At 68.1% G+C, this 25,822-nt stretch carries 24 protein-coding genes; 15 read left to right on the top strand and 9 right to left on the bottom strand.

From position 1 onward, the window contains the following. Positions 1 to 315: a type II toxin-antitoxin system VapB family antitoxin gene (locus tag QGN32_RS20730; protein ID WP_326546129.1), complete on the bottom strand. Its 315-nt coding sequence runs from the start codon at positions 313 to 315 to the stop codon at positions 1 to 3. 171 nt (positions 316 to 486) lie between these two features. On the opposite strand from QGN32_RS20730, the gene hrcA reads away from it, so the two are divergent. The 9 genes from hrcA (at position 487) to era (ending at position 8,337) form a co-directional block, all read left to right on the top strand. Further along, entirely contained in the window at positions 487 to 1,518 is a 1,032-nt protein-coding gene (gene hrcA / locus QGN32_RS20735; protein WP_326546130.1) for a heat-inducible transcriptional repressor HrcA, read from the top strand. Positions 1,519 to 1,556: 38 nt separating this feature from the next. Further along, the gene (gene dnaJ, locus QGN32_RS20740) at positions 1,557 to 2,702 is read left to right on the top strand and encodes a molecular chaperone DnaJ (RefSeq protein WP_326546131.1); all 1,146 of its coding nucleotides are present in this window, start codon (positions 1,557 to 1,559) and stop codon (positions 2,700 to 2,702) included. A gap of 99 nt (positions 2,703 to 2,801) precedes the next feature. Beyond that, complete coding sequence (locus QGN32_RS20745; RefSeq protein ID WP_326546132.1) at positions 2,802 to 3,542, top strand: 16S rRNA (uracil(1498)-N(3))-methyltransferase; 741 nt, start codon at positions 2,802 to 2,804, stop codon at positions 3,540 to 3,542. Positions 3,543 to 3,552: 10 nt separating this feature from the next. Then, on the top strand, positions 3,553 to 4,077 hold the full coding sequence (locus QGN32_RS20750; RefSeq protein WP_326546133.1) for a nuclear transport factor 2 family protein: 525 nt from the start codon (positions 3,553 to 3,555) through the stop codon (positions 4,075 to 4,077). Positions 4,078 to 4,164: 87 nt separating this feature from the next. Next, positions 4,165 to 5,220: a PhoH family protein gene (locus QGN32_RS20755; protein ID WP_326546134.1), complete on the top strand. Its 1,056-nt coding sequence runs from the start codon at positions 4,165 to 4,167 to the stop codon at positions 5,218 to 5,220. A gap of 8 nt (positions 5,221 to 5,228) precedes the next feature. Continuing rightward, positions 5,229 to 5,765 carry an rRNA maturation RNase YbeY gene (ybeY, locus tag QGN32_RS20760; RefSeq protein WP_326546135.1) on the top strand — a complete coding sequence of 179 codons (537 nt, stop codon included), beginning with the start codon at positions 5,229 to 5,231 and terminating at the stop codon, positions 5,763 to 5,765. Next, on the top strand, positions 5,762 to 7,057 hold the full coding sequence (locus QGN32_RS20765) for a hemolysin family protein (RefSeq protein WP_326546136.1): 1,296 nt from the start codon (positions 5,762 to 5,764) through the stop codon (positions 7,055 to 7,057). The genes ybeY and QGN32_RS20765 overlap by 4 nt, the downstream gene beginning before the upstream one ends. Further along, positions 7,050 to 7,367, top strand: coding sequence for a cytidine deaminase-like protein (locus tag QGN32_RS20770; RefSeq protein WP_326546137.1), 318 nt, complete (start codon positions 7,050 to 7,052; stop codon positions 7,365 to 7,367). The genes QGN32_RS20765 and QGN32_RS20770 overlap by 8 nt, the downstream gene beginning before the upstream one ends. Before the next feature lie 58 nt (positions 7,368 to 7,425). Beyond that, positions 7,426 to 8,337 (top strand): GTPase Era, encoded by a 912-nt coding sequence (gene era, locus QGN32_RS20775; protein WP_326546138.1) that lies wholly within the window; start codon positions 7,426 to 7,428, stop codon positions 8,335 to 8,337. Between the two features lie 4 nt (positions 8,338 to 8,341). Here era and QGN32_RS20780 read toward each other — a convergent pair whose 3' ends face one another. Continuing rightward, the gene (locus QGN32_RS20780; RefSeq protein WP_326546139.1) at positions 8,342 to 8,890 is read right to left on the bottom strand and encodes a CAP domain-containing protein; all 549 of its coding nucleotides are present in this window, start codon (positions 8,888 to 8,890) and stop codon (positions 8,342 to 8,344) included. Between the two features lie 11 nt (positions 8,891 to 8,901). Then, entirely contained in the window at positions 8,902 to 10,419 is a 1,518-nt protein-coding gene (locus QGN32_RS20785; protein WP_326546140.1) for an amidase, read from the bottom strand. Positions 10,420 to 10,481: 62 nt separating this feature from the next. Here QGN32_RS20785 and recO point away from each other — a divergent pair, with 62 nt between their 5' ends. Genes recO through QGN32_RS20800 form a run of 3 tightly spaced genes read left to right on the top strand, consistent with a single transcriptional unit; the run spans position 10,482 to position 12,646 of the window. Continuing rightward, positions 10,482 to 11,366 (top strand): DNA repair protein RecO, encoded by an 885-nt coding sequence (recO, locus tag QGN32_RS20790; RefSeq protein ID WP_326549185.1) that lies wholly within the window; start codon positions 10,482 to 10,484, stop codon positions 11,364 to 11,366. Beyond that, positions 11,296 to 12,198, top strand: a complete 903-nt coding sequence (locus tag QGN32_RS20795; RefSeq protein WP_326546141.1) for a decaprenyl diphosphate synthase — start codon at positions 11,296 to 11,298, stop codon at positions 12,196 to 12,198. The genes recO and QGN32_RS20795 overlap by 71 nt, the downstream gene beginning before the upstream one ends. A gap of 22 nt (positions 12,199 to 12,220) precedes the next feature. Then, positions 12,221 to 12,646: a hypothetical protein gene (locus QGN32_RS20800; protein ID WP_326549186.1), complete on the top strand. Its 426-nt coding sequence runs from the start codon at positions 12,221 to 12,223 to the stop codon at positions 12,644 to 12,646. Here the strand turns inward: QGN32_RS20800 and QGN32_RS20805 are convergent. Both QGN32_RS20805 and QGN32_RS20810 read right to left on the bottom strand, forming a co-directional pair. Beyond that, on the bottom strand, positions 12,635 to 13,045 hold the full coding sequence (locus tag QGN32_RS20805) for a Fur family transcriptional regulator (RefSeq protein ID WP_326546142.1): 411 nt from the start codon (positions 13,043 to 13,045) through the stop codon (positions 12,635 to 12,637). The two genes, QGN32_RS20800 and QGN32_RS20805, sit on opposite strands and share 12 nt — an antisense overlap. After that, positions 13,042 to 13,419 carry an ArsR/SmtB family transcription factor gene (locus QGN32_RS20810; RefSeq protein WP_326546143.1) on the bottom strand — a complete coding sequence of 126 codons (378 nt, stop codon included), beginning with the start codon at positions 13,417 to 13,419 and terminating at the stop codon, positions 13,042 to 13,044. Before QGN32_RS20810 ends, QGN32_RS20805 begins: the two co-directional genes overlap by 4 nt. Positions 13,420 to 13,488: 69 nt before the next feature. Here QGN32_RS20810 and QGN32_RS20815 point away from each other — a divergent pair, with 69 nt between their 5' ends. After that, the gene (locus QGN32_RS20815) at positions 13,489 to 14,883 is read left to right on the top strand and encodes a glycine--tRNA ligase (protein ID WP_326546144.1); all 1,395 of its coding nucleotides are present in this window, start codon (positions 13,489 to 13,491) and stop codon (positions 14,881 to 14,883) included. 3 nt (positions 14,884 to 14,886) lie between these two features. On the opposite strand, the gene QGN32_RS20820 is transcribed toward QGN32_RS20815, so the two are convergent. From QGN32_RS20820 to QGN32_RS20835, 4 genes are all read right to left on the bottom strand, one after another. Next, positions 14,887 to 16,902 (bottom strand): DUF6777 domain-containing protein, encoded by a 2,016-nt coding sequence (locus QGN32_RS20820; protein WP_326546145.1) that lies wholly within the window; start codon positions 16,900 to 16,902, stop codon positions 14,887 to 14,889. 168 nt (positions 16,903 to 17,070) lie between these two features. Then, positions 17,071 to 17,370, bottom strand: a complete 300-nt coding sequence (locus tag QGN32_RS20825; protein WP_326546146.1) for a hypothetical protein — start codon at positions 17,368 to 17,370, stop codon at positions 17,071 to 17,073. Positions 17,371 to 17,430: 60 nt separating this feature from the next. Then, complete coding sequence (locus QGN32_RS20830; protein ID WP_442791739.1) at positions 17,431 to 20,166, bottom strand: helix-turn-helix transcriptional regulator; 2,736 nt, start codon at positions 20,164 to 20,166, stop codon at positions 17,431 to 17,433. A 344-nt stretch (positions 20,167 to 20,510) separates the two neighbouring features. Continuing rightward, entirely contained in the window at positions 20,511 to 22,505 is a 1,995-nt protein-coding gene (locus QGN32_RS20835; protein WP_326546148.1) for a TPM domain-containing protein, read from the bottom strand. Positions 22,506 to 22,564: 59 nt separating this feature from the next. Between QGN32_RS20835 and QGN32_RS20840 the strand changes: the two genes are divergently transcribed. Beyond that, positions 22,565 to 23,821 (top strand): deoxyguanosinetriphosphate triphosphohydrolase, encoded by a 1,257-nt coding sequence (locus QGN32_RS20840; RefSeq protein WP_326546149.1) that lies wholly within the window; start codon positions 22,565 to 22,567, stop codon positions 23,819 to 23,821. A 31-nt stretch (positions 23,822 to 23,852) separates the two neighbouring features. Further along, the gene (gene dnaG, locus QGN32_RS20845; RefSeq protein ID WP_326546150.1) at positions 23,853 to 25,784 is read left to right on the top strand and encodes a DNA primase; all 1,932 of its coding nucleotides are present in this window, start codon (positions 23,853 to 23,855) and stop codon (positions 25,782 to 25,784) included. The last annotated feature ends 38 nt before the right edge of the window (positions 25,785 to 25,822 follow it).

Genomic DNA, 25,822 nt, shown 5'->3' on the forward strand with positions numbered 1-25,822 from the left:
CTAGACCCGCTGGGCCAATGGGACGTCCATGTCGAACACGCGCGCATGCAACACGGTGCGGTTGCGCAGCGCGGCCCGTACCGCACGGTGCAGCCCGTCCTCGAGGTAGACGATTCCCTTCCATCTCACCGCGTGCGGGAAGAGGTCGCCGTAGAACGTCGAGTCCTCCGAAAGCAACCGGTCCAGCGCGAGCACCGTGGTGGTGGTGACCAACTCGTCGAGCCGGATCTGACACGGCGGGATCTGCGCCCACTGGCGATATGTCAATCCGTGGTCGGGGTAGGGCCTGCCCTCCCTGACACCCTTGAAAATCATGGGACCAACGTCCTCCGCGTCGTCCCCCCGGGGCTTGATATCACGATGGCAACACGTAGCAAGGCTAGTGCACCGCGCTCGCGTCCAGACCGGAAAGCCGCTCGGGCGCTATCGCCGCTGCTGGTGACCGTAAAATGGGTCAAACGCGATTCGAGAGGTGGGTGAACAGACATGGGTAGCGCCGACGACCGCAGGTTCGAGGTGTTGCGCGCGATCGTCGCCGACTTCGTTGCCACCCAGGAGCCGATCGGATCGAAGACACTGGTCGAGCGGCACAACCTCGGTGTGTCCAGCGCGACCGTGCGCAACGACATGGCGGTGCTGGAAGCCGAGGGCTACATCACCCAGCCCCACACCAGCTCCGGCCGGATCCCCACCGAGAAGGGGTACCGCGAGTTCGTCGACCGGATCGACGAGGTCAAACCGTTGTCCTCGTCGGAGCGCCGCGCGATCGTGTCGTTCCTGGAGTCCGGCGTCGACCTGGACGACGTGCTGCGCCGCGCCGTGCGGCTACTCGCCCAGCTGACGCGGCAGGTGGCGATCGTGCAGTACCCGACCCTGTCGACATCGACGATCCGCCATCTGGAGGTGGTCGCGCTGACCCCGGCCAAGCTGCTGCTGGTGGTGATCACCGACACCGGCCGGGTCGACCAGCGCATGGTCGAACTCGGCGACGCGCTCGACGAACACGACGTGACCAAGCTGCGCGACCTGCTCGGGCAGGCTCTCGAGGGCAAACCCCTGGCTGCCGCGTCGATCGCGGTGTCGGATCTGGCGTCACACCTCGACGGGCAGGGTGGGCTCGCCGATGCGGTCGGCCGGTCGGCGACCGTGCTGGTCGAGACGCTCGTCGAACACCGCGAGGAGCGACTGCTGCTGGGCGGCACCGCCAACCTCACCCGCAACACCGCGGACTTCGGTGGTTCGCTGCGGTCGGTGCTCGAGGCGCTCGAGGAGCAGGTGGTGGTGCTGCGGTTGCTGGCGGCGCAGCAGGAGGCCGGCAAGGTGACCGTGCGCATCGGCCACGAAACCGAGGCCGAGGAGATGGCGGGCACCTCGGTGGTCACCACGACGTACGGAAGGTCGGGCAAGGTGTACGGCGGCATGGGGGTACTCGGGCCCACCAGAATGGACTATCCGGGAACTATCGCTAATGTCGCTGCGGTTGCTCTCTATATCGGGGAAGTCTTAGGCACCCGGTAAACCGGAACGGTTAACCAGGAAGGTCAGGCAAGGTCAGCGTGGCACGCGACTATTACGGGCTGCTCGGAGTGAGCAAAGGCGCGACGGATGCGGAGATCAAGCGCGCATATCGCAAGCTGGCGCGCGAACTGCATCCCGACATCAACCCCGACGAAGAGGCCCAGGCGCGGTTCAAGGACATCAGCGCCGCCTACGAGGTGCTCAGCGATCCGGAGAAGCGCCGCATCGTCGACCTCGGCGGCGATCCGCTGGCATCGGCGGCCGGCGCCGGCAACGGCTTCTCGGGTTTCGGCGGGTTGGGCGACGTCTTCGAGGCGTTCTTCGGCGGCGGCGGCACCACCCGCAGTCCGGTCGGTCGGGTGCGGCCGGGTTCGGACTCGCTGTTGCGGATGCGCCTGGACCTATCGGAGTGCGCGACGGGCGTGACCAAACAGGTGACCGTCGACACCGCGGTGCTGTGCGACCTCTGCCACGGCAAGGGCACCCACGGCAACTCCAGCCCGGTCACCTGCGACACCTGCGGGGGCCGCGGCGAGATCCAGACGGTGCAGCGCTCGCTGCTGGGCCAGGTGATGACGTCGCGGCCGTGCCCGGTGTGCGGCGGCGTCGGCGAGGTCATTCCCGATCCATGCCATCGCTGCGGCGGCGACGGCCGCGTGCGTTCCCGGCGGGAGATCAGCGTGAAGATCCCCGCCGGTGTCGGCAACGGTATGCGGGTGCGGTTGGCCGCCCAGGGCGAGGTCGGCCCAGGTGGCGGACCAGCCGGCGACCTGTACGTCGAGGTGCACGAGCAGCCGCACGCCACCTTCCTGCGCGACGGCGACGACCTCCGCTGCACGATCTCGGTGCCCATGGTCGACGCGGCGCTGGGCACCACGGTGACGGTCGACGCGATCCTCGACGGACCGATTGAGATCACGATCCCGTCGGGCACTCAGCCGGGTGCGGTGGTCTCGCTGCGCGGGCACGGCATGCCGCATCTGCGTTCCGGGGTGCGGGGCGATCTGCACGCGCATATCGACGTCGTGGTGCCGTCGCGGCTGGACAACGAGGACACCGAGTTGCTGCGCAAACTGAAGGAGAATCGGGCGCGCGACGTACCCGAGGTGCGCTCCACGCAGGCGGCCTCCGCCGCCGGCGGCGGCCTGTTCAGCCGGCTGCGTGAGACCTTCAGCGGCCGCTGATCGGGCGGTACCTGTGCCGAAGCCTATGCGCGAGATTGCGCTCAGGGCTGTATCGGACAGCGATCAACGACCCTCACTGCAATTTCGGGCGTACGAGCCGTGACCGACGCGCTTTTCTACGTCGACGCGCTGCCCGGAGTCGGCGAGCTCGCTGTGGTCGACGGCGACGAAGGCTTCCACGCGGCCAACGTGCGCCGTATCCGGCGGGGCGAGCGGCTGCAGCTCAGCGACGGCGCCGGGGAGCTGGCCCGATGCCAGGTCGACGAGGTCGGGAAGGGCAGGTTGACGGCGCGGGTGCTGGAGCGCCGTTTCGTACCAGAGCCGTCACCGACCGTCACCGTCGTGCAGGCGCTGCCGAAGTCCGACCGCTCGGAGTTGGCGATCGAACTGGCCACCGAGGCGGGGGCCGATGCGCTCGTCGCCTGGCAGGCGTCACGATGTGTGGCGCGGTGGGAGTCCGCGGCCAAGGTTGACAAGGGTCTGCGTCGGTGGAGCGCGGTGGCCCGGTCGGCGGCCCGACAATCACGCCGGGCCCGCATTCCCGGGGTCAGCGGCCCGCTGTCGACGACCGAGTTGGTCGCCGGGCTTCGTGACGGGAAGTCCGTGGTGCTCGTGCTGCACGAGTCGGCGAGGCAACCCCTGGCCGACATGCCGGTGGCCGAGGCCGATTCGGTGACGTTGGTGGTAGGGCCGGAGGGCGGAATCGCCGGCGACGAGCTCGCCGCGCTGTCCGACGCGGGCGCGACAGCGGTGCGGCTGGGGCCCACGGTGCTGCGCACCTCGACCGCGGCCGCCGTCGCGCTTGGCGCTCTGGGTGTATTGACGCCGCGTTGGGAATAGCGTGACCGCTATGAGCAAGACATTTGATCTCGGCGCAATTTTCGACGAACACGTCGCCGACGAGTTCGTGGCGAAGGACCTTGCCGCCACCATGGCGACGATGACTGCCGACCCCTTCGTCAATCACGTGCCCACGATGATGGGCGGGGTGGGCCGGCAGGCGGTGGCCGAGTTCTACGGCGCGCACTTCATCGGGCACTGGCCCGACGACACCGAGATCATCCCGGTGAGCCGTACCGTCGGCACGGACAAGGTCGTCGACGAGATGATCATGAGCTTCACCCACGACGTCGTGATGGACACCTTCCTGCCCGGGGTGGCGCCCACGGGACGGCCAGTGCGTCTGCCGGTGGTGGTGGTCATGGGCTTCGACGGTGAGAAGGTGGCCTTCGAGCGGATCTATTGGGATCAGGCTTCGCTGCTGGCTCAGGTGGCACTGATCGACATGACGGTCCTGCCTGTGACGGGTGTCGAGCAGGCGAACAAGGTGCTGAACAAGGACCTGCCCGCCAACGAGCTACTGTGCCGGGGTTAACCATTGGGTCGTGTTCGCTGACCAGCGGTAAACTGTGAGAGCACGGCATGACCAGGCAAGGATCCAGAAAGCAGGCACTGAACCCTCTTGACGCCCCGCGAGACGACCGCTGACCCGTCGCAGGCTGATCAGCCTTCTGAGTCGGTACGCAGCAGCATTAATGTTCCGCCCGACCTCGTCGTGGGCCTCCTGGGTTCCGCCGACGAGAACCTGCGCGCGCTCGAACGCGTACTGGCCGCCGATATCCATGCGCGCGGCAACGAACTCACCCTCTCGGGTGAACCGGCGGACGTCGCTTTGGCCGAACGGGTGATTTCCGAACTGATCGCGATCGTGGCCAACGGCCAGTCGCTGACCCCGGACGTCGTGCGCCACAGCGTGGGAATGCTCACCGGAACCGGTAACGAGTCGCCCGCCGAGGTGCTCACGCTCGACATCCTGTCGCGGCGCGGCAAGACGATCCGGCCGAAGACGTTGAACCAGAAGCGCTACGTCGACGCGATCGACGCGCACACCATCGTGTTCGGTATCGGCCCCGCGGGTACCGGCAAGACGTATCTGGCGATGGCCAAGGCGGTCAACGCCTTACAGTCCAAGCAGGTGTCGCGGATCATCCTCACCCGGCCGGCCGTCGAGGCGGGGGAGCGGCTCGGCTTTCTGCCCGGCACACTGAGCGAGAAGATCGACCCGTATCTGCGGCCGCTCTACGACGCGCTGCACGACATGATGGATCCCGAGCTGATCCCAAAGCTGATGAGCGCCGGGGTGATCGAGGTCGCGCCGTTGGGGTATATGCGCGGCAGAACGTTGAACGATGCGTTCATCATTCTCGACGAGGCGCAGAACACCACCGGCGAGCAGATGAAGATGTTCTTGACCCGCCTCGGCTTCAACTCGAAAATTGTTGTCACAGGCGACATCACGCAGGTCGACCTGCCCGGTGGAGCCACTTCGGGACTACATGCCGCGATGCGCATCCTCGACGGGATCGACGACATCCACTTCGCCGAGCTCACCAGTGCCGACGTGGTACGGCACCGGTTGGTGTCGGAGATCGTCGACGCCTATGCCCGACAAGAAGAGCCGGCGCAGCTGAACCGGGCGCAGCGACGCGCCTCCGGCGGCGGCCGGCCCCGACGGTAGCGGTCGATATGAGCATCGAGGTGTCCAACGAGTCGGGTATCGACGTCTCCGAAGAGGAACTGATCAGCGTCGCCCGCTTCGTCATCCGCAAGATGAAGGTCAACCCCGCGGCCGAACTGTCGATGGTGCTGCTCGACACCGCGGCGATGGCCGACCTGCACATGCGGTGGATGGACCTGCCCGGCCCCACCGACGTGATGAGCTTTCCGATGGACGAACTCGAGCCCGGCGGGCGGCCCGACGCCCCCGAACCCGGGCCGGCCATGTTGGGTGACATCGCGCTGTGCCCGCAGTTCGCCGCCGAGCAGGCCACCGCGGCCGGCCACTCGCTGGGCCAGGAACTGGCGCTGCTCACCGTGCACGGAGTGCTGCACCTGCTGGGCTACGACCACGCCGAGCCCGCCGAGGAAAAAGAGATGTTCACGCTGCAGCGCCAACTGCTCGAAGAGTGGGTGGCCGACCAGGTCGAGGCGTACCACCTGGATCGGCAGTCGGAGAAGGAGCGCAGGCTGCTCGACAACTCCCGATACTTCGACGAACTGTGACCAGCGTCGGACAGCTGATCTTCGCGATCGTGCTCGTCGCGTTCGGCGGGCTGTTCGCGGCGATCGACGCGGCGATCAGCACCGTGTCCATCGCGCGCGTCGAGGAACTCGTGCGCGAGGAGCGGCCCGGTGCGGTGCGCTTGCACAAGATCATGGCCGAGCGGCCGCGCTACATCAATCTCGTTGTGCTGCTTCGCATCGCGTGCGAAGTCAGCGCGACGGTGCTGCTGGCCGCCTATCTGGATGACTACACCGGTGTCCGCTGGGGCTTGATCTCGGCGGCCGCGATCATGACCGTGGTGAGCTTCGTGGTGATCGGCGTCGGTCCGCGTACGGTCGGCAGGCAGAACGCCTATTCGATCTCGTTGTTCGCCGCTCTTCCGCTGCAGGCGACGTCGGTGGTGCTCACCCCGGTGAGCCGGCTCCTGGTGTTGATCGGCAACGCGCTGACGCCGGGTCGCGGCTTTCGCAACGGCCCGTTCGCCTCCGAGATCGAACTACGCGAGGTGGTCGACCTGGCGCAGCAGCGCGGTGTGGTGGCCGACGACGAACGGCGGATGATCCAGTCGGTGTTCGAACTCGGCGACACCCCGGCTCGTGAGGTGATGGTGCCGCGCACGGAAATGGTGTGGATCGAGAGCGACAAGTCGGCCGGGCAGGCGACCTCGCTGGCGGTGCGCAGTGGCCACTCCCGCATCCCGGTGATCGGAGACAACGTCGACGACGTGGTCGGCGTCGTGTATCTGAAAGACCTTGTCCAACGGACGTACTACTCCACCGACGGCGGCCGCGGCACCAAGGTCTCCGATGTCATGCGGCGCGCGGTGTTCGTGCCGGACTCCAAACCGCTAGACGCCCTGCTGCGCGAGATGCAGCGCGACCGCGTCCACATGGTCCTGCTGGTCGACGAATACGGCGCCATCGCGGGCCTGGTCACCATCGAGGATGTGCTCGAGGAGATCGTCGGCGAGATCGTCGACGAGTACGACGCCGGCGAAGTGGTGCCTGTCGAAGCGTTGGGAGACGACCGCTATCGCGTATCGGCCCGGTTGCCGATCGAGGATCTCGGCGAGCTCTACGACATCGAGTTCGACGACGATTTCGACGTGGACACCGTCGGTGGCCTCGTCGCGCTGGAACTGGGCCGGGTGCCGCTGCCGGGCGCCGAGGTGATGTGGGACGGGTTGCGGCTGCAGGCCGAAGGCGGACCGGACCACCGCGGGCGGGTGCGCATCGGCACCGTCTTGGTCAGCCGTACCCAGACTTTCGCGAAGAGCGACGATGATGAGTGACCTCGACGCCGAGGACGCCAAGCTGGTGACGCTGGCGCGCGGCGCGATGGCCAGGGTCGAGGCGGCCAGTGGCGCCGCCGTGCGCGACGCCGACGGCCGCACCTATGCCGGTGCTCCGGTGACATTGAAGTCGTTGGGCCTCACCGCGCTCCAGGCCGCCGTCGCCGCCGCGGTGTCCAGCGGTGCGACCGGTCTGGAGGCCGCCGTGCTGGTCGGTGGATCTTCCGACGACGGGGGCGTCGCCGCGGTCCGCGAACTGTCGCCGGACGCGGCGATCATCGTCACCGACCGATCCGGGCGCGCAATGTGAAACCAGGGCGGAGACTCGGGCGAAAAATCGCCAAGGATTCACATTCGACGAGGTTGCCATGACCGAATTTCGTTCGGGGTTCGTCTGCTTCGTCGGTCGGCCGAACACCGGTAAGTCCACGCTGACCAATGCGTTGGTCGGCGCGAAGGTGGCAATCACGTCGAACCGGCCGCAGACCACGCGCCACACCATCCGCGGGATCGTGCACCGAGAGAACTTCCAGATCATCCTCGTCGACACGCCGGGTCTGCACCGGCCCCGCACGTTGCTCGGGCAGCGGCTCAACGATCTGGTGAAGGACACCTACTCCGAGGTCGACGTCATCGGGTGGTGCATCCCCGCCGACGAGAAGATCGGCCCCGGCGACCGCTGGATCCACGACCAGATCCGCGCCGTGGCGCCCAACACCGCGCTGGTCGCGATCGTCACCAAGATCGACAAGGTGCCCAAGGACCGCGTCGCTGCACAACTGGTTGCGGTGAGCGAGTTGGTCGGCCCCGACGCGGAGATCGTTCCGGTGTCGGCGACGGCCGCGGACAACCTCGACGTGCTCGTCGACGTGCTGGCCGCCGAGCTGCCACCCGGGCCGGCGTTCTACCCCGACGGGGAACTCACCGACGAGCCCGAGGAAACGCTGATGGCAGAGTTGATCCGGGAGGCCGCGCTCGAAGGTGTTCGCGACGAACTACCGCACTCGCTGGCCGTCGTCATCGAGGAGGTCACCCCGCGGGAGGGCCGCTCGCCGGAACAAGGTGAGCTGATTGACGTGCACGCCATCCTCTACGTCGAACGGGAAAGCCAGAAGGGCATCGTCATCGGCAGAGGCGGCGTCAGGCTGCGTGAGGTCGGCACCGCCGCGCGCAAGCAGATCGAAAAGCTGCTGGGCACCAAGGTCTATCTCGACCTGCGGGTGAAAATCGCCAAGAACTGGCAGCGCGACCCGAAACAGCTGGGCCGGCTGGGCTTCTAGCGCGTCAGTTCTGGGCGCCCGAGCCCGGCTGCCCGAACGGCCGGTCGGGCCCGTGCGCCGGCGGGGCGCCGTCACCCTTGCCGTAGACGGCCACCACCACCGTGCGGTCCAGTGAGTTCGCCGACCAGACGCCGATGTCGACGTTGGAGCAGTCGGCCATGATCGCCTTGTAGTCAGGCCGGTGATACCACTGGTTGATCAGCTCGATGCCGCTGATCGCCAACGCCGGGTTGATCGCGACGGTCTCGGCGACCGCGCCCGCATAGCCGGCGTTGCGCGCTCGGTCGGCGGTGGTCGACCCGTCCGACCCGATGTCGGCGTTCAGCGCGCGGTTGTTGAGCACGTCGTTGGTGTGCCACTCGGCGGCCAGCCGCAACTTGGGATTGATCTTGATGTCGGTGTCGCAGCCGGCCTGCCGTTGCACGGTGTAGACGTTGGCCACCACGCCATCGTTGAGCCGCTTGTTGTCCGCGGCGGCGGCCGGAGTGCCGGCGATCGCGCCACCCACCATGGCCAGAGCCGAAACTGCACAGGCGTAGCGAAGCGCTCTCATGCCGGGAGACTTTACGCGACCTCGTCGGAGACGTCCTGGGGTTTTGGCCGGTCGGGACTCGTTACGGGTTCGCCGGAGGCCTTCGGCTCAGGGTCGGGCGCCGGTTCGGGGAGCCACCACGGCTCCGGCTGGCGCATCGTCCAGCCGTTGATCGCCTCCAACTCCGCGGCCAGCGAGACCAGCAACGGTTCACTGTGCGCCGGTCCCATCAGCTGCACGCCGATCGGCAGGCCGTCGGAGGTGAGCCCGGCGGGCACGTTGATCGAGGGCCACCCCAGCAGATTCCACGGCCAGGTGACCGGGCAGGCCTTGATCATCGTGCGATCGGTGGCCAGCCCACCGAGGTGATCGAAGTCGTGCACCTTCGGCGGCGGTTGCGCGGTCGTCGGCGCCACCACCACGTCGGCGATGTTGAAGATGTAGCCGATGCGGCGGTGCGCGCGGGCCTCGCGGGCGCGGGCTTTCCGCAGCACGTGCTCGGACAGCAGCCGTCCCGTGAGCATGTTCGCCCTGGTCCGCTTGTCGAAGGTCACGTCGTGACCGAGCCGGTCGGCCCAGTCGAGCAGTCCCGACGTCGACCGGGCCAGGAAGTTCCATGACATCTCGAGGCTGTAGTCGGGGTGGGCTGCGAAGACGCTGTGCCCGAGGTCCTCCAGTTGGGTGGCGACGACGGCCATCGCGGCTTCGATCTCGGGGTCCAGCCTGGCCCGGAACATCGTGAACGGAAACCGGTCCGACATCGCGATCCGCAGCGGGCCGGGCGCCTGCGCCACGTGCTCCGAGACCGTCACCGGCGGCGGCTGGTGGCGGTCGCCGGGGACGTTGCCGGACGCCGCGTCGAGCACCAGTGCGGCGTCGGTGACCGTGCGCGCCAGCACACCGTTGACGGTGATGCCGTTGAACGCCTCCGGCAGTGGCCACGTCGAGATGCGGCCGCGCTGCGGTTTGATTCCGACCAGATGTGTCCACGCGGCGGGGATGCGCACGCTGCCCGCACCGTCGGAACCGATCGCGGCGGTCACCAGTCCGGCCGCCACCGCCGCGGCGCTGCCTCCCGACGACCCGCCGGGGGTGTGCTCGCGTGACCACGGGTTGCGGGTGTGGCCGAACGACGGCCCGCTGGTGAACGGCCACTGACCCAGCTCGCAGGTGTTGGTCTTGCCGACGATGACAGCGCCGGCCGCCCGCAGCCGCCGCACCACCTCCGCGTCCTGGTGGGCGGGGCGGATGTTGCCGTCGGCCCCGAACCGGGTCGGCACCCCGGCGACGTCGACGTCGTCCTTGACCGCGATCGGGATACCCAAGAGCGGATATCGTGAAAGATCCTGGCCGGCCGCACGTTTGCGATCCGCGCGGGCGGCGTCGGCCAGTGCCCGCTCGGTGAACACGACCCGGAAGGCGTTCAGCGCCGGCTGGCTTGCGGCGATGGCGTCGAGCGAGCGCGCAACCAGTTCCACCGACGTGAGCGAGCCGCTCGCGAGCTGGAAGAGCTGTTGAGTCAGGGTGGGGAATCGCACGTTTTCGACCATCACGTACGAGGATATCGGCGGTGCGGATCGGAATCGACGGACGGCAGTGGGAGACTGAACCGATGCGGCTGTACAGGGACCGGGCGGTGGTGCTGCGCCAGCACAAGCTCGGCGAGGCCGACCGGATCGTGACCCTTCTCACCCGCGAGCACGGCTTGGTGCGGGCGGTGGCCAAGGGGGTGCGGCGCACCCGCAGCAAGTTCGGCGCCAGGCTGGAGCCGTTCGCGCACATCGACGTTCAGCTGCATCCGGGCCGCAACCTCGACATCGTCACCCAGGTGCAGGCCATCGACGCGTTCGCCACCGACATCGTCAGCGACTACGGCCGCTACACCTGCGCGTGCGCTGTGCTGGAGACCGCCGAACGTCTGGCCGGTGAGGAACGCGCCCCGATGCCCGCGCTGCACCGGCTGACGGTGGCCGCGTTGCGGGCGGTGGCCGACGGCGGTCGGCCCCGCGAGCTCGTGTTGGACGCGTACTTGTTGCGGGCCATGGGGATCGCCGGATGGGCCCCGGCGCTGACCGAATGCGCCCGCTGCGCTGCACCGGGTCCACACCGGGCCTTCCACGTGGCGGCCGGTGGCAGCGTATGCGTGCACTGCCGGCCGTCCGGGTCGGTGACGCCGCCTCAGGGTGTGCTGGACCTGATGACCGCCCTGCACGACGGGGACTGGGACTACGCCCAGACGTCGAACGCGTCGCACCGCAGCCAGGCCAGCGGTTTGGTGGCCGCGCATCTGCAGTGGCATCTGGAACGCCAGCTACGGACGTTGCCGCTGGTCGAGCGGGTGTACCGGGTGGACAGAACCCTGGCCGATCACCGCACCTCGGTGGCTGCCGACCAGCATGTGTCGCTGGTCGGGAATGATGTGGCACATGGCAACCGAACGGGCTGGGCGGAGGAGGAAGGCCCAGGGGACCTACCCACAGCTGCCCCCGGCGCCTGACGACTACCCGACGTTTCCCGACAAGTCGACGTGGCCCGTCGTCTTTCCCGAAATTCCCGCGGGCACCAACGGCCGGTTCGCCCGCCCGCCCCAGCACACCTCGAAGGCAGCCGCGCCGCGGATCCCGGCCGACCAGGTGCCCAAGCACGTCGCCGTCGTCATGGACGGCAACGGGCGCTGGGCCACCCAGCGTGGCCTGCACCGCACCGAGGGGCACAAGATGGGGGAGGCTGTACTCATCGACATCACTTGCGGCGCAATCGAAATCGGTATCAAGCACCTAACGGTGTACGCGTTCTCCACCGAGAACTGGAACCGCAGCAGCGAGGAGGTGCGGTTTCTGATGGGGTTCAACCGGGAAGTGGTGCGCCGTCGCCGGGAGAACCTCAACGACATGGGCGTGCGGATGCGCTGGGTCGGCTCGCGACCACGCATGTGGCGCAGCGTGACCAAGGAGTTCGATATCGCCGAGCAGATGACCGTCGGCAACGACGTCATCACGATCAACTACTGCGTCAACTACGGCGGCCGCACCGAGATCGTCGAGGCGACGCGCGAGCTCGCGCAGTTGGCCGTCGACGGCAAGATCAAGCCGAACCGCATCAGCGAAGCCACCTTCGCCAAGCATCTGCACCGCTCCGACATCCCCGACGTCGACCTGTTCATCCGGACCTCGGGGGAGCAGCGAGCCAGCAACTTCCTGCTGTGGCAGGCGGCCTACGCTGAGTTCGTGTTTCAGGACAAGTTGTGGCCGGACTACGACCGCCGCGATCTGTGGGCGGCGTGCGAGGAGTACGTCAACCGCAACCGGCGCTTCGGCAGAGCCGAATGATGTATCCGAGCGGCAGAGCGTGATGGGGCTGCAGGAGCGGCTGGGCGACATCCTCGAGGGTGTGCTCCCGGTGACCCGGGAGGACGACGGGGCGGTCACCGTCCATCATGACGAGACGTTCGCCTCCTTGCGCACGGTTCCGGTCGCCGAGGGTCTCGAGCTGGTGTCGCTCACCCAGATTCTGGCCTGGGACCTGCCGTTGGACGCCAAGCTGCGGGCCTCGGTCGCCGAACACGCGCACAACACGCTGCTGGGCACGGTGTCGCTGGCGGCCAAGAGTGGCGACAAACAGGTCGCCGCGGGGGCCAGGCGCAACTCCAAGAAGTCCGCGGATGTGCTGCTGCGCTACAACTTTCCCGCCGCGGGCCTGACCGACGATGCGCTGCGGACGCTGATACTCATGGTGCTCGCCACCGGCGCCGAGGTTCGTCGGGCGTTAGTCGGCTGAACCGTTCCCCGACGCGCAGCCGCCGCAGACACCGAAGATTTCGATCGTGTGGCTGACATCGGAGAACCCGTGTTCGTGAGCGATGTCGGCGGCCCAGGTTTCGACATCTCCACCCTGGATCTCCACGGTGGAACCGCACGCCCGGCACACCAGGTGGTGATGGTGATCCTCTGAGCAGTGCCGGTACACCGACTCGCCGGTGTCGGTGCGCAACGTGTCGACGACGCCCGCGGCCGCCATCTGCTGCAGGGTGCGGTAGACGGTGGTCAGCCCGATGCCCTCGCCGCGCCGCCGCAGCTCGTCGTGCAACTCCTGGGCCGACCGGAACTCGTCGAGGTTCTCCAGCAGTGCCGCGATCGCCGCGCGCTGACGGGTCGACCGGAGTTTCGTCACGCTCATTCGCCGGCCTCGGCAGCGTGTGTCACCGCTGCGACGACGATGTCGGCGAGGTGATGATCGACGAGGCGGTACATCACTTCGCGTCCGGACCGCTCGCCGGAAACCACGCCCGCTGCCTTGAGGATCCGCAGATGCTGGCTCACCAACGGCTGGGGCACCGCCAGCGCGTCGACGAGTTCGTGCACGCAGCGCGCCGACTCCCGCAACTGCAGGACGATCGCGATCCGCACCGGCGCGGCCAGCGCCCGCAGCAGGTCGCCGGAGGTGTCGAGCACATCGCGCGGCGGCAGCTCGGGAAACGGTGCGCCGCTGTGTGCGTGCGAGTCCTCCGCGGTGCCGGGCAGCCCGCCAGCCAAACTGGAAACGGTTTTCATTACGGCCAACGATACATGCGCTTGTACGCATGTCAACGCCGCTGAGCGGGATCGCTAGGCTGTCCAGTCGTGGCTCACTCTTCCGCGATCATCGATACCGTGGCGAACCTGGCCAAGCGGCGCGGTCTGGTCTACCAATCCGGGGAGATCTACGGCGGCACCAGGTCGGCATGGGATTACGGCCCGCTCGGGGTGGAACTCAAAGAGAACATCAAGCGCCAGTGGTGGCGGTCCGTGGTTACCAGCCGCGACGACGTCGTCGGCCTCGACTCGGCGATCATCCTGCCCCGCGAGGTGTGGGTGGCGTCGGGGCATCTCGACGTGTTCCATGATCCGCTGGTCGAGTGCCTCAACTGCCACAAGCGTCATCGGCAGGACCACATGCAGGAGGCGTATGCGGAGAAGAAGGGGATCGCCGATCCCGAGTCCGTGGCGATGACCGAGATCGCCTGCCCGGACTGCGGCACCAAGGGGCAGTGGACCGAACCGCGCGACTTCAACATGATGCTCAAGACCTACCTCGGGCCGATCGAGACCGAGGAGGGGTTGCATTACCTGCGGCCCGAGACCGCGCAGGGCATCTTCGTCAACTTCACCAATGTGGTTACCACGCAACGCAAGAAGCCGCCGTTCGGGATCGCCCAGACGGGTAAGAGCTTCCGCAACGAGATCACGCCGGGCAACTTCATCTTCCGGACGCGGGAGTTCGAGCAGATGGAGATGGAGTTCTTCGTCGAGCCGTCGACCGCCCGCGAATGGCACCAGTACTGGATCGACGAGCGGTTGCAGTGGTACGTCGAACTCGGCATCGACCGCGACAACCTCCGGCTCTACGAGCACCCGAAGGAGAAGCTGTCGCACTACTCCGAGCGCACGGTCGACATCGAGTACAAGTTCGGCTTCCAGGGAAACCCGTGGGGGGAGCTCGAGGGCATAGCCAACCGCACCGACTTCGACTTGTCCACCCACGCAAAGCATTCCGGTGTCGACCTGTCGTACTACGACCAGGCCAACGACACGCGCTACGTGCCGTTCGTCATCGAGCCGGCGGCCGGGCTGACGCGGTCGTTCATGGCGTTTCTGGTCGATGCCTACGCCGAGGACGAGGCACCCAATGCCAAGGGCGGCGTCGACAAGCGCACGGTGCTGCGGTTGGATCCGCGCCTCGCGCCGGTCAAAGCCGCGGTGCTGCCGCTTTCGCGCAACGAGGCGCTGTCGCCGAAGGCTCGCGACCTCGCGGCGGAACTGCGCAAGTACTGGAATGTCGACTTCGACGACGCCGGCGCGATCGGTCGGCGCTACCGTCGCCAGGACGAGATCGGCACCCCGTTCTGCGTGACGGTCGATTTCGACTCACTCGAGGACCAGGCCGTCACGATCCGCGAGCGCGACGCGATGACCCAGGACCGGGTCGCCCTCGACAATGTGAGCGAATACCTGGCCGCCCGGTTGCCGGGTTGCTGATCTCTAACACGGATTGAGAACCGGATCGCACTGCAGGCTGCCACCCGGGTCGCCACCGCTGTCGGAAGCACCGGGCAGGCTGCCGTAGTCGGGCGATGTGTAACCGCCGGAATCTTGCGGAAGCTCGGCCGGGGCGTCCTGGATGGGCGCGGTTTCATGCCCGCCCGAATCCGGTGCCAGGGGCTGCTGATATCCGGGATCGTCATACGAGCCGGTGTCCTGCGGGATCTCGGCTGGGGCGTCCTGGATCGGCGCCGTATCGTGCCCGCCCGAACTCGGCGCCGGCAACTCCGGATAGTCGGGATTGGTGTTCGAGCCGTCCACGGGCGGTACGTATACGCCCGGGTCCTCCGAGACGTGGCCGGGTGCGTAGCCGCCATCGGACGGCGTGCTGTCGGCGATCTGCGGTTGGTGCTCGGGCATGTCGCCGGCGGGCATCGGCTGTTGCGGAACTATCCCTTCGGGATGCCCACCGGAGATCCCCGGGTCCGCGACCGGCGGTTCATCCCAGCTGTCGACGAGCGGAGGCGGAACCGATACCGGACCGTCGTCGACGAATACCGGGGGTGGAGCGACCGGTGGCGCTGCAGGCTGCTGCACCGGTGCGGGTGCTTGCGGGGCCTGGGGCGCGGGCGCGGGTCCCTGCGGCGCCGCCGGTGCCTGACCCGGAGCCGGCGCGGCCGGTGCCTGACCCGGAGCCGGCGCGGCCGGTGCCTGACCCGGAGCCGGCACGGCCGGGGCTGGTGCGCCTGGGGCCGGTGCGGCCGGGGCTGGTGCGCCTGGGGCCTGGCGCGCGGGACCTCGTGGCAAAGGCGGTTGCAGCGGTGGCGGAACCAGCGCCGGCCTGCCGGCCCGCAGGTTCGCGAGAAGGTTCGCCGGAACAATCCTTGCGAGGCGCGGGTCGAAGAGGTTGGCGATGTCGCGGATCAGGTTGCCGATCCGGCGGGCGAACAACGTCCCCCGGCGGAAATCCCACAGCAGGAACCACTCGATGGCTCTGGCGACTCGCCTGATCACCACGATCGTCAGCGGGTCGAAGCGGGGCCACCGCGGACCGACGAAAACGACCCGGGCACGTGCAGGCGCGGCCACTGGCTGAACTGCCACGGGCGCCCCGGGCCGGGCCGGAGGCGGAACGGCCGCGTTCCAGGCGGGCCGAGCCGGGGGCGGAACGGGCGCGTTGCCCGCGCGCCGGGGCGCAGGGGTTGTTACCGCTATCGGGTCCAGCAACGGGCTGCCGGAGATACAGCGCGCGCGCGGCGAGCCGTACTTGTCGACGAGCACCGCGGTTCCGGCCTGCAGCACCGCTTGCCGCGGAATCGCCTGTGCCACCTCGATGTATCCGTGGTCGGTGACGCGAGTGTCGGTTCGCAGCAGCACGGGCGTGAGCTCGGTGACGTAGGCCCTGATCTGGTTCGGTGCGACGCGGTGCACGCTTGCCCATGCCTTGGCCTTGTTCTGATTCGCATCGAGATAGTTGATCATCAGCTCGACGTCACACGTCGTCGTGTCGAGCGTGCCGCCGTATAGGCCCGGCAGGTCGCCGTTGGCCGTGCGCAGTGTCATCGGCGCGGCCTGGCCGTCCGGCGCAGGGGGCGGCGCTGCCGGAGGCGGCCCGAGCGGGTCAGTGCCGGGAGTGGTCGGGTCGGGCTGCGCTGTCGCGAATGATGTCGGAGCGAAGGGGCTGTCACCGGCTGAGTCGGCCGGTTCCAGGAACACCTCGGCCGCAGCGGTCTCCTCGACCACAGGTGGCGCATCCTTCCGAATGATCTGGGTGAGGCCGAAGGCCAAGGTCGCGACGAGGACGACGGCGGCGGAGACCATGAGCACCCGCCTGGTGGTGCGGTCGCGGAGCCCAGGACCGGTTTTCACCCGTCCGATCATCTCGGTTGGGGCGCCACTGTCGGCTTCGTCGCGGTGCACGGTGGGCTGCGACTGTGTCGGCGACGCTTGGGTCACCTCTTGTTCAGACGTGTTCTCGGGTGTTGAGTCGTCGTGAGACGACGGGTGATCTGCCATTTGTCACACCTCATCTGCCCTGACCCAGCGGGTTTTCGCTGCAACGGAGGATTCTTGGATTGAAAATTGGTTCCTGACAACGTATTTCGATGTGCCGGCAATACCTCGCGGCTCGCCCCGGCCCGCTGAGCAGTTGATCGGCTTCGGCGATCGCATCGTCGTACCGTCCTACGGTCCGCTCGGCAGGACACGAGCTTCGATACCCGCGGTGACCCGCTCGGCCGGGAAACCCGCGCGCTCGCATGCTCGCCTGACGATGTCGGGCGAAGACGCGGCGAACACGCTGTAGAGCACCTCGTCGCCGTGCGCCGTCATCGCCACCAGCAGTCGCACCGCCGAACCCTCGTCTCGGATAGCCGAGATCCCGGTGCCGAGCCTGGCGACGGTTTCGTCGAGTGGCCGTCTGGTGACCTTCGGCCCGTACCACTCCGCGAGGTAGCACGGGGATTCGGACGCCGAGTTGACCACCCACGGGACGTTAGGTTCGGTCGGGCGTGCCGCGAAATAGGGATTTCCCTCGCGGCGTCCCTATGGCGTCTGCAGGTGAGAAGTCAGTTGGGCCCGGGACCGAATTTCGAGCTTGCGATAGATGCGAGTCAGGTTGGCCTCGACGGTCTTGGCGCTGATGAACAGAGTTGCGGCGATGTCTTGATTGCTCATGCCCGACGCGGCCAGCTCGGCGATCTGCTGTTCGGAGGGGATGAGGACGGACCCCGGGCTCGGCGCCGTGCGGGCGAGTGCGGTGCGCGCCCGCTCGGCCCAGAGCGGGGTCCCCATAGTCTCGAATGCCGTCAGCGCCTTGCGCAGGGTCGCGGCGCCGGCTTCGCGGTGGCGTTGCCGACGCTCGAGTTGGCCCAGCAGCAGTTGGGTCCGGGCCAGCTCGAAAGGCATGGGTAAGCGTCGATGGTGCTTGATCGCCTGGCGCACCGCATCGTCGGCGGCCTCCAGGTCACCTTTCGCGGCCAGCCACATTCCGCGGCAGCGGGCTCCGACCGCCAGCATCCATGGGCGATCCAAGTCGCTGCCGTTGCGTTCGAGGGCGTCGATCAGCGGTTCGGCGTCGCTGGACCGGCCCAGCGCGATCATCGCCTCGATGGCGTCGGGAAGGTAGGCCGAGGTCATGAGCTCGGTCCCCGGCGTGGTGTCGAAACTGTCGAGCAGCGGCTGCAGAGTCGACAACGCTTCGGCGTAGTTGCCAAGTGAGACCTCCAGGAACCCCAAGCTCATGATCGGCCACTCAGTCAGGTAGGTGGCATCGCATTCCCGCGCGCCTTCGATGGCCTCGCTAGCCTCTGCGCGCGCTTGCTCCTCGGCTCCGGTGTAAGCCGCGACCGCTGTCCGGACCAGCCTGGCGATGACGATCATGTTGAGACCGTCGAGTTGTTGGGCGCGTTCGATGGTGTCCTCGGCGAGCAGCGCCGCATCGGCGAAGCGGCCCAACCAGATGTCGATGAGCGTGCTGTAGCTCGCGATCCACATCATGTCGCTCTCGGCGCCGCGTTCGAGGCAGTGCCGCCGCACGCGGATCATCTGCGCGCGGGCTTCCTCGAGCCGCCCCACCCAGGCCAGCACCAGCGCGCTCGCCGCGCTCGCACGAAAGCTGATCGGCACGTCCTTGTCGAGTCTTTCCAGTGCCAGCGCGCGGTGCAGACTCGGCTCGTCGAGGCCTAGTCCGTACATACACTTCAGCGACACCCAGAAGGACAGCGTCTGGCTGATCAGTCCGGTGTGACCGCATTCTTCGGCGCGGGTGACGGCATTCTGAGCGCTGTGCACGGCCTCGTTGAACTTGCCCGTCATGGCCTGAGCCAACGACAAGGCCAGATATGTTTGGGCCAGCAGCGACGTATTGGCTTCCGCCTCGCCCAGCGCGCCCTCGAGCAACTCGGCAGCTTCGACGAAGCTGTCGTCGTAGATCCGGGTGGCGGCGAGCAGATTCAGTGCGGTGGCTCGGAGCGCGCTGGGTTCAAGCGTTGCGATGGCCGGCTCAAGGACTGCGCGGGAACGTCGGACATCGCCCGCCCGGAAGTGCAAACTGGCCGCCAGAATGCGGCGGTGCGTGGTGTCACCGCCGAGCCTGATTGCAAGATCGACCAACTCGGCCGCTGCCGCGGGTGCGCCCCGGACGCGGGTCGCCTCAGCGGCCGCGTCCAGCGCCGCCAGCGACTCGGGGTCAGCGGTCGCGGCGGACAACGCGAGATGGCGAGCGCGCAAGTCGGGCTGGGCGACGACCTCGGCCAGCCTGCGGTGCACTGCGCGGCGTGCGGCGTGACCGGCGTCGGTGTATATGCCCCTGGCCAAGAGCGGGTGGGTGAAGTGGATTCGTGAGCAGTCGACGCGGACGATGCCGCGGGCCTCGGCCTGATCGAGCAGTTCGACCACACGCGAGGCATCCATGTCGGTGGCCCGGGCCAGCAGTTGGACCGTTGGCGTCGTGGCGGTCGCCGCGGCAAGCAGCACAGCGCCGACGTCCTCCTCCAGGCCGGCCAGTCGGGCCCGCACCAGCGCGCTCAAACTACCGGGCAGCATCGGCTCGATCCCGGCCGCAGGGTCGTCGATGGTGCGCGCCAGTTCGAGAGCGTAGAACGGGTTGCCGCGGGAGATGTCGGCGATCCGCACCATTGTCGGGCGGGGCAGCGATCGACCCAGCCGGGCCGAGAACAGCGCGTGCAGACCGCCCAGAGTCAGCGGACTCACCCGAATCCGGTCGACGCCGTCGGCTCTTCTCAACTGCAACCACGAGGCTGCCTGAGGCCCGGCAGCATCCGAACGCGCCGTCAGCAGGACCCCGACCGTTCCCTTGAGCCGCCGGACCGCGAACGAAAGTGCGGCCTCGCTCGACGCGTCCAGCCACTGCACATCGTCGATTGCGATTAGCACCGGCGCATGTGTCGCGAGGCGCTCGACCACCGTCAGGAACGCCGAGCCCAGCACCCGTTCGTTGGTCGCGGGGCTTTCGCCGGCCTGCTCGATGAGTCTTTCCACCGCGACACTTTGGACCTGCGGCAACTCGGTCAGCACATCGGCCTCGACTTCGCCGAACAGGTCCGCCAACACCGCGAGAGTGAGCACCACCTCGGCCGACCCCGCGCGCGCCGACAACACCCGGAACCCTTGGTTTCGGGCCTGCTCAATGGTGGCGCCCCACAACGTCGTCTTGCCGATTCCCGGCTCGCCCTCGACCACCAGACCGGACACCTGCTGAGCGGCCGACACCAAGAAGGCGACGACGTCGGCGAACTCCGGAGACTCCAGTTTGGTCACCATGGGCCCGTCACGGCGGAGGCGTCGACCCCACTGGCCGATAGGTCCAGCAAACAACCGGGCCACGGCGTGGGCCACGGGTTCCGCTCATCGATGTGTCCTCCCGACCACGCAGAAGGTCACCACCGACGATAGGTGCACCGACTCCGGGAAGCTGTCAGTTGTCGGGGATCATAGTCCTGTTCCGGCATTCGCACCTGGCGGTCCGACGGGTTGTGTCGATACTTCCGGCTGTGCGGGGACCCCGCAGCGGCCCCTCGAAAGCAACCGCGATCACGGGGCCGCCGCTCGCTCGGTGGGACGACTTTCGCCCCCGAACGAGTTGCGTTGGCAAATAGTGCTCGTCAGAAGCGGCCGCCGCCGCCGAACATCCCGCCTCCGCCGCCGGAGCCGCCGAACGAACCCGGACCGAATCCGCCGCCGCCGAACCCACCGAAACCGCCGCGCATCCCTCCGCTGAGGATGTTGCCGATAAGGATGCCGCCGATGATCGCGCCCATGTTGCCTCCGCCGCCTCCGCCGCCGAACGGACCCATGTACGAGCGTTGTGCGTTCTGCATATCGGCGTTGGCCAGGCTCTGAGCCTGCGACGCCAGCATCGCCGCGCCGTTGGCATGCGCGATGGCCTCGGCCGGATCGGTCGACCGCTTCTCCTCGGCGGCGCCGATCTGACGGACGGCTTCGGCCAGGCGGGTGCGGGCCTCCGGACCGACGACGCCGCGGCGCGTGTCGATGAAGTCCGACACCGACCGAACCCGCGACCGCGCGGTGAACAGTGCCTCGTCCAGCGCGCGAGTGAGTCGCTCTGCTGCCTCCCGCTCCTGTTCGACGGCGGCCAGCAGCCGGTCCAGATCCGCGTCGGCCCTCGTCAGCTCGGTGAAGGAGCCCAGCGGGTCAACCGATTTCGAGCGCTGTGCTGCCGCCACCGCGGCCGCTGCGGCGTCGCGCGCCTCGGTCAGCTGGGCGGCTTGCGGCACGTTGCCCTGCTGCAACAGGGCACTGGCCTGCTTGATGCCGTTCTGAATGTCCTCGATCGCGGCGGGCAGCGTCGCGGCGGCCCGGCGGATATCGCTGGCGGCGCTGTCGACCGCGTCCAGCAGTCCGCGCGCCTGGGCCAGGGCGGACTCGGCCGCACGCACACACTCGACGAGTTCGGACTGGCGGCCCGGCACCGGATGGCCGGCCAGATCCCGTCCCCGGGCGATGTTCTGGTCGGCGAAGGTGAGCAGTTCCTTGGCCGCGTCCACATTGCCGGCCACGGAGCTCAGCGCCGCCGCGTCGAACTCGCTGTGCAGTTGCGCGAGCTTCTGCCGCGACGGGTCGAGCCGGGCGGTGATATCCACCACCTGCTGGGTCATCCCGTCCAGCCGGGACGGCGCGTTGATCACAAGGTTCCGCAGGTCGGCGAAGGCGTCTCGCTGCGCATCTAGCTCACGATCGGCCTTGGCGGCGGCGACCACCACGCGAGTCAGCAGGTCGCGCCGCTGCGCCGGGGTCTCCGGGATCGCGTCGTCGAGGATCTGCCGGACGTTGAAGGCCTGGGTCAGCGTCGTCCTCGCATTGGTGACCGCGCGTGTGAACGGTTCGGTCCGCGCCGTGCCGAATTCCTCGACGGCCAGTTCCAGTTCTTGGTCGCTGGTGCGCACCGCGTTGTCGACCTCGACCACCATCGCTTTCGATAGGTCATCGAGGGCGTCCAGGGATACCGCCGACAATGCCTGCGGATCGGCGGGATCGACTCGGCGCGCAGCGGCGAACTCGGCCTTCCGACGCTTCCGCCGGCGCCGTCGGCGCCAGATCATCAACAGCACGACCGCGAGCGCGATCGCCCCCAAGGCGACCAGCAATCCGGTCCAGCTGATGCTCGAACTCGTGGACTGGCCCAGCCCGTCGGCCGCCGCCACCGCCGCTCCGGCCCAATCGTTCTGACGCAGTGCGGGTTCGATGCTGTTGCGGCGCACGCTTTCCACCCGGCTGGAACTCAGCTCGGTGGCGCTGTCGGGCACCAGGAAGGCATACGAGCGGTCGACGGTGGCGACCGCGAGCAGCGCGTCGAAAGAGCCGAGGTCGCTCGTCCGCATCGTGTTGCGCGCCCAGGTTTCGGCCTGCTGGCCGGAGAACGAATCGACGTAGACGACCCACAACCGGGTCTTGCGGCTGTTGTAGAGGGAATCGATCGCCGAGGTCACCTCGGCACGGCCGGCGTCGCTGAGGACGCCCGCATTGTCGGTGACGTAACCGGGGAGCCGGAATGGAGGCTCGGCAGCCGCCACCGGCGCCAGGAGTGCACCGGCGGTGATCATCGCGAGCAGGACGGTCAGCAAGCGGACGAAGCGCATGCTCGCCAATCTAGTGTGCGACGCGGTCGGGCCGGTTGCTGCTGGCAGACTATCCGTCGGTGAGAGCGACCGGAGATGCCTACGACGAGTTCGACCGCGAGCGACTGGTGGTCGAGCCGCCGAAGGGTGCCGCGCTGCCGGGCACCGACACCGAGCACCGCACCGATTTCTCCCGTGACCGGGCGCGGGTGCTGCACTGTGCGGCGCTGCGGCGGTTGGCCGACAAGACGCAGGTGGTCGGGCCGCGCCAGGGCGAGACGCCGCGCACCCGACTCACCCACTCGCTGGAGGTCGCCCAGATCGGCCGCGGCATGGCGATCGGGCTGGGCTGTGACCCCGACCTGGTGGACCTCGCCGGGTTGGCACACGACATCGGCCATCCGCCCTACGGCCACAACGGAGAGCGAGCGCTGAACGAGATCGCCGCCGACTGCGGCGGCTTCGAGGGCAACGCCCAGAACTTCCGCATCCTGACCCGCCTCGAGCCGAAAGTCCTTGACCCCGGCGGTGAGAGCGCCGGTTTGAACCTCACCCGCGCGGCGCTCGATGCCGTCACCAAGTACCCGTGGCGGCGCGGCGCACGGCAAGCCAAGTTCGGCTTCTACTCGGACGACGGCCCCGCCGCCCAGTGGATGCGCACCGGCGCACCCGGCGAAAAGCCCTGCCTGGAGGCGCAGGTGATGGACTGGGCCGACGACGTCGCCTATTCGGTACACGACGTCGAGGACGGTGTGGTGTCCGGTCGCATCGACATGCGGGTGCTCGCCGACGGAGACGCGGCCGCCGTGCTGGGCCGGCTCGGGGAGTCGAGCGGGATGGGCGCGGGGCTGCGATCCGACGATCTGGTCGCCGCGGCGTCGCGGCTGTCTGGCCTTCCGGTCGTCGCCGCGGTCGGAAAGTACGACGCCACCCTGGCCGCCTCCGTCGCACTCAAGCAGTTGACCAGCGAGTTGGTCGGCCGGTTCGCCTCCGCGGCCATCGCGGCGACTCGCGAGGAAGCCGGCCGGGGACCGTTGGTCCGCTATCAGACCGACTTGCGGGTTCCCGAACTGGTGCGGGCCGAGGTCGCGGTGCTCAAGATCCTGGCGCTGCAGTTCATCATGTCGGACCCGCGGCATCTGGATCTGCAGTCACAACAGCGCGAACGTGTCCGCCGGGTGGTCGCCTGGGTGGCCGCGGGCGCCCCGGCGACACTCGACCCGATCTTCGTGCCGGCCTTCAACGCCGCAGGCGACGACGGCGCCCGCTTGCGGGTGGTCATCGACCAGGTGGCGTCGTTCACTGAGGGTCGTCTCGAGCGGTTGGAACCCGCCTAGACGGGGGTGCGGGGCGCTCTAGACTGGCCCGGTGGCCGGCCGGATTCCTGATCGCGACATCGCGGCCATCCGTGACCAGGTTCGCATCGAGGATGTCGTCGGCGACTATGTGCAGTTACGCCGCGCGGGCGCGGACTCGATGAAGGGGCTGTGTCCCTTTCACGACGAGAAGTCGCCGTCCTTCCATGTCCGGCCCAACCACGGCCACTTCCACTGTTTCGGGTGCGGGGAGGGCGGCGACGTCTACGCCTTCGTCCAGAAGATCGAACACGTCAGCTTCGTCGAATCGGTCGAACTGCTTGCCGACCGCGTCGGCTACACGATCACCTACACCGGCGCCTCCTCCACCAACGTGCAGCGCGACCGCGGCAGCCGCAGCAGGTTGCTGGCCGCCAACGCGGCCGCGCAGGAGTTCTACGCGGCGGCGCTCGACTCCGACGAGGCCTCGCCCGCTCGGCAGTACCTGATCGAGCGCAACTTCGACGCCCAGGCGGCCAAGCGTTTCGGCTGCGGTTTCGCACCATCCGGGTGGGACACGCTGACAAAGCATCTGCTGCGCAAGGGTTTTGAGTTCAAAGAACTCGAGGCGGCAGGTCTGTCAAGGGAGGGAAAACGCGGCCCGATGGACCGCTTCCACCGCCGGCTGCTGTGGCCGATCCGGGCCAGCGGCGGCGAGGTGATCGGCTTCGGCGCGCGGCGGATCTTCGACGACGACCCGATGGAGGCCAAGTACGTCAACACGCCCGAAACCGTGCTGTACAAGAAATCCTCGGTGCTGTTCGGGCTGGACCTGGCCAAGCGCGACATCGCCAAGGGGCATCAGGCCGTCGTCGTCGAGGGCTACACCGACGTGATGGCCATGCACCTGTCCGGGGTGACGACGGCGGTCGCGTCCTGCGGCACCGCGTTCGGCGAGGAGCACCTGTCGATGCTGCGTCGGCTGATGATGGACGACAACTTCTTTCGCGGTGAGCTGATCTACGTCTTCGACGGTGACGCCGCCGGACGCGCGGCGGCGATCAAGGCGTTCGAAGGCGAGCAGAACCTGGCCGGGCAGTCGTTCGTCGCGGTGGCCTCAGAAGAGAAATTGGCGGGCATGGACCCGTGCGACATCCGGCTCCATTTCGGCGACGGCGCGCTTCGCGACCTGGTGGCGCGTCGAACACCGTTGTTCGAGTTCGCTATTCGCACCGCGCTGGCCGAACATGACCTCGACACCGCCGAAGGACGGGTCACGGCACTGCGCCGGTGCGTGCCGATGGTGGCGCGCATCAAGGAGCCGATGCTGCGCGACGAGTACGCGCGCCGCCTGTCGGGCTGGGTCGGCTGGGCCGACGAGACGCAGGTGTTGACGCGGGTTCGCGAGGAGGCCCAGAAGCGCGGGATGCCCGAGCGCGGTGGTCGCCGACGTGCCCCGGCCGAGCCGGCGCAGCCACGCAGGCCCCGCTCCCCGGACCAGGGCTCGCGGCCGGATCCGGCCGACCCGACGCTGTGGCCGCAGCGCGAGGCGCTCAAGTCCGCGCTGCAGTACCCGGCGCTGGCGGGGCCGGTCTTCGATTCGCTGACGGTCGAGAGCTTCACGCATCCGGGTTATGCCGCGGTGCGTTCGGCCATCGACGCCGCCGGTGGGACGTCGACCGGCCAGTCCGGCGCCGAATGGATCGAGACGGTCCGGTCGCAGACCGAGACGCCCGCAGCGGCGAATCTGGTCAACGAACTCGGTGTGGAGGCCATCAACGTCGACGACGACGAGAGGTTGCCCCGCTACATCGGCGGGGTGCTGGCCCGGCTGCAGGAAGTGTGGGTGGGACGGCAGATCGCCGAGGTGAAATCCAAGCTGCAGCGCATGTCGCCGGTCGAGCAGGGCGATGAGTACCACGCGCTGTTCGGTGACCTGGTCGCGATGGAGGCATATCGGCGCAGCCTGCTCGAACAGGCGAGCGGCGACGACATCTCTGCGTAGGAATCGGTAACGCGATATGGTTGGCGCGCTATAAAACC

Origin of the sequence: Mycolicibacterium sp. ND9-15 (assembly GCF_035918395.1) — a bacterium.
GTDB lineage: Bacteria > Actinomycetota > Actinomycetes > Mycobacteriales > Mycobacteriaceae > Mycobacterium.

Excerpts from the sequence above, each read along its gene's own strand:
- QGN32_RS20730 (WP_326546129.1), bottom strand. The coding sequence starts at position 315 with ATGATTTTCAAGGGTGTCAGGGAGGGCAGGCCCTACCCCGACCACGGA.
- hrcA (WP_326546130.1), top strand. The coding sequence starts at position 487 with ATGGGTAGCGCCGACGACCGCAGGTTCGAGGTGTTGCGCGCGATCGTC.
- QGN32_RS20750 (WP_326546133.1), top strand. The coding sequence starts at position 3,553 with ATGAGCAAGACATTTGATCTCGGCGCAATTTTCGACGAACACGTCGCC.
- ybeY (WP_326546135.1), top strand. The coding sequence starts at position 5,229 with ATGAGCATCGAGGTGTCCAACGAGTCGGGTATCGACGTCTCCGAAGAG.
- QGN32_RS20770 (WP_326546137.1), top strand. The coding sequence starts at position 7,050 with ATGAGTGACCTCGACGCCGAGGACGCCAAGCTGGTGACGCTGGCGCGC.
- era (WP_326546138.1), top strand. The coding sequence starts at position 7,426 with ATGACCGAATTTCGTTCGGGGTTCGTCTGCTTCGTCGGTCGGCCGAAC.
- QGN32_RS20780 (WP_326546139.1), bottom strand. The coding sequence starts at position 8,890 with ATGAGAGCGCTTCGCTACGCCTGTGCAGTTTCGGCTCTGGCCATGGTG.
- QGN32_RS20785 (WP_326546140.1), bottom strand. The coding sequence starts at position 10,419 with ATGGTCGAAAACGTGCGATTCCCCACCCTGACTCAACAGCTCTTCCAG.
- recO (WP_326549185.1), top strand. The coding sequence starts at position 10,482 with ATGCGGCTGTACAGGGACCGGGCGGTGGTGCTGCGCCAGCACAAGCTC.
- QGN32_RS20795 (WP_326546141.1), top strand. The coding sequence starts at position 11,296 with ATGGCAACCGAACGGGCTGGGCGGAGGAGGAAGGCCCAGGGGACCTAC.
- QGN32_RS20800 (WP_326549186.1), top strand. The coding sequence starts at position 12,221 with ATGGGGCTGCAGGAGCGGCTGGGCGACATCCTCGAGGGTGTGCTCCCG.
- QGN32_RS20805 (WP_326546142.1), bottom strand. The coding sequence starts at position 13,045 with ATGAGCGTGACGAAACTCCGGTCGACCCGTCAGCGCGCGGCGATCGCG.
- QGN32_RS20810 (WP_326546143.1), bottom strand. The coding sequence starts at position 13,419 with ATGAAAACCGTTTCCAGTTTGGCTGGCGGGCTGCCCGGCACCGCGGAG.
- QGN32_RS20820 (WP_326546145.1), bottom strand. The coding sequence starts at position 16,902 with ATGGCAGATCACCCGTCGTCTCACGACGACTCAACACCCGAGAACACG.
- QGN32_RS20835 (WP_326546148.1), bottom strand. The coding sequence starts at position 22,505 with ATGCGCTTCGTCCGCTTGCTGACCGTCCTGCTCGCGATGATCACCGCC.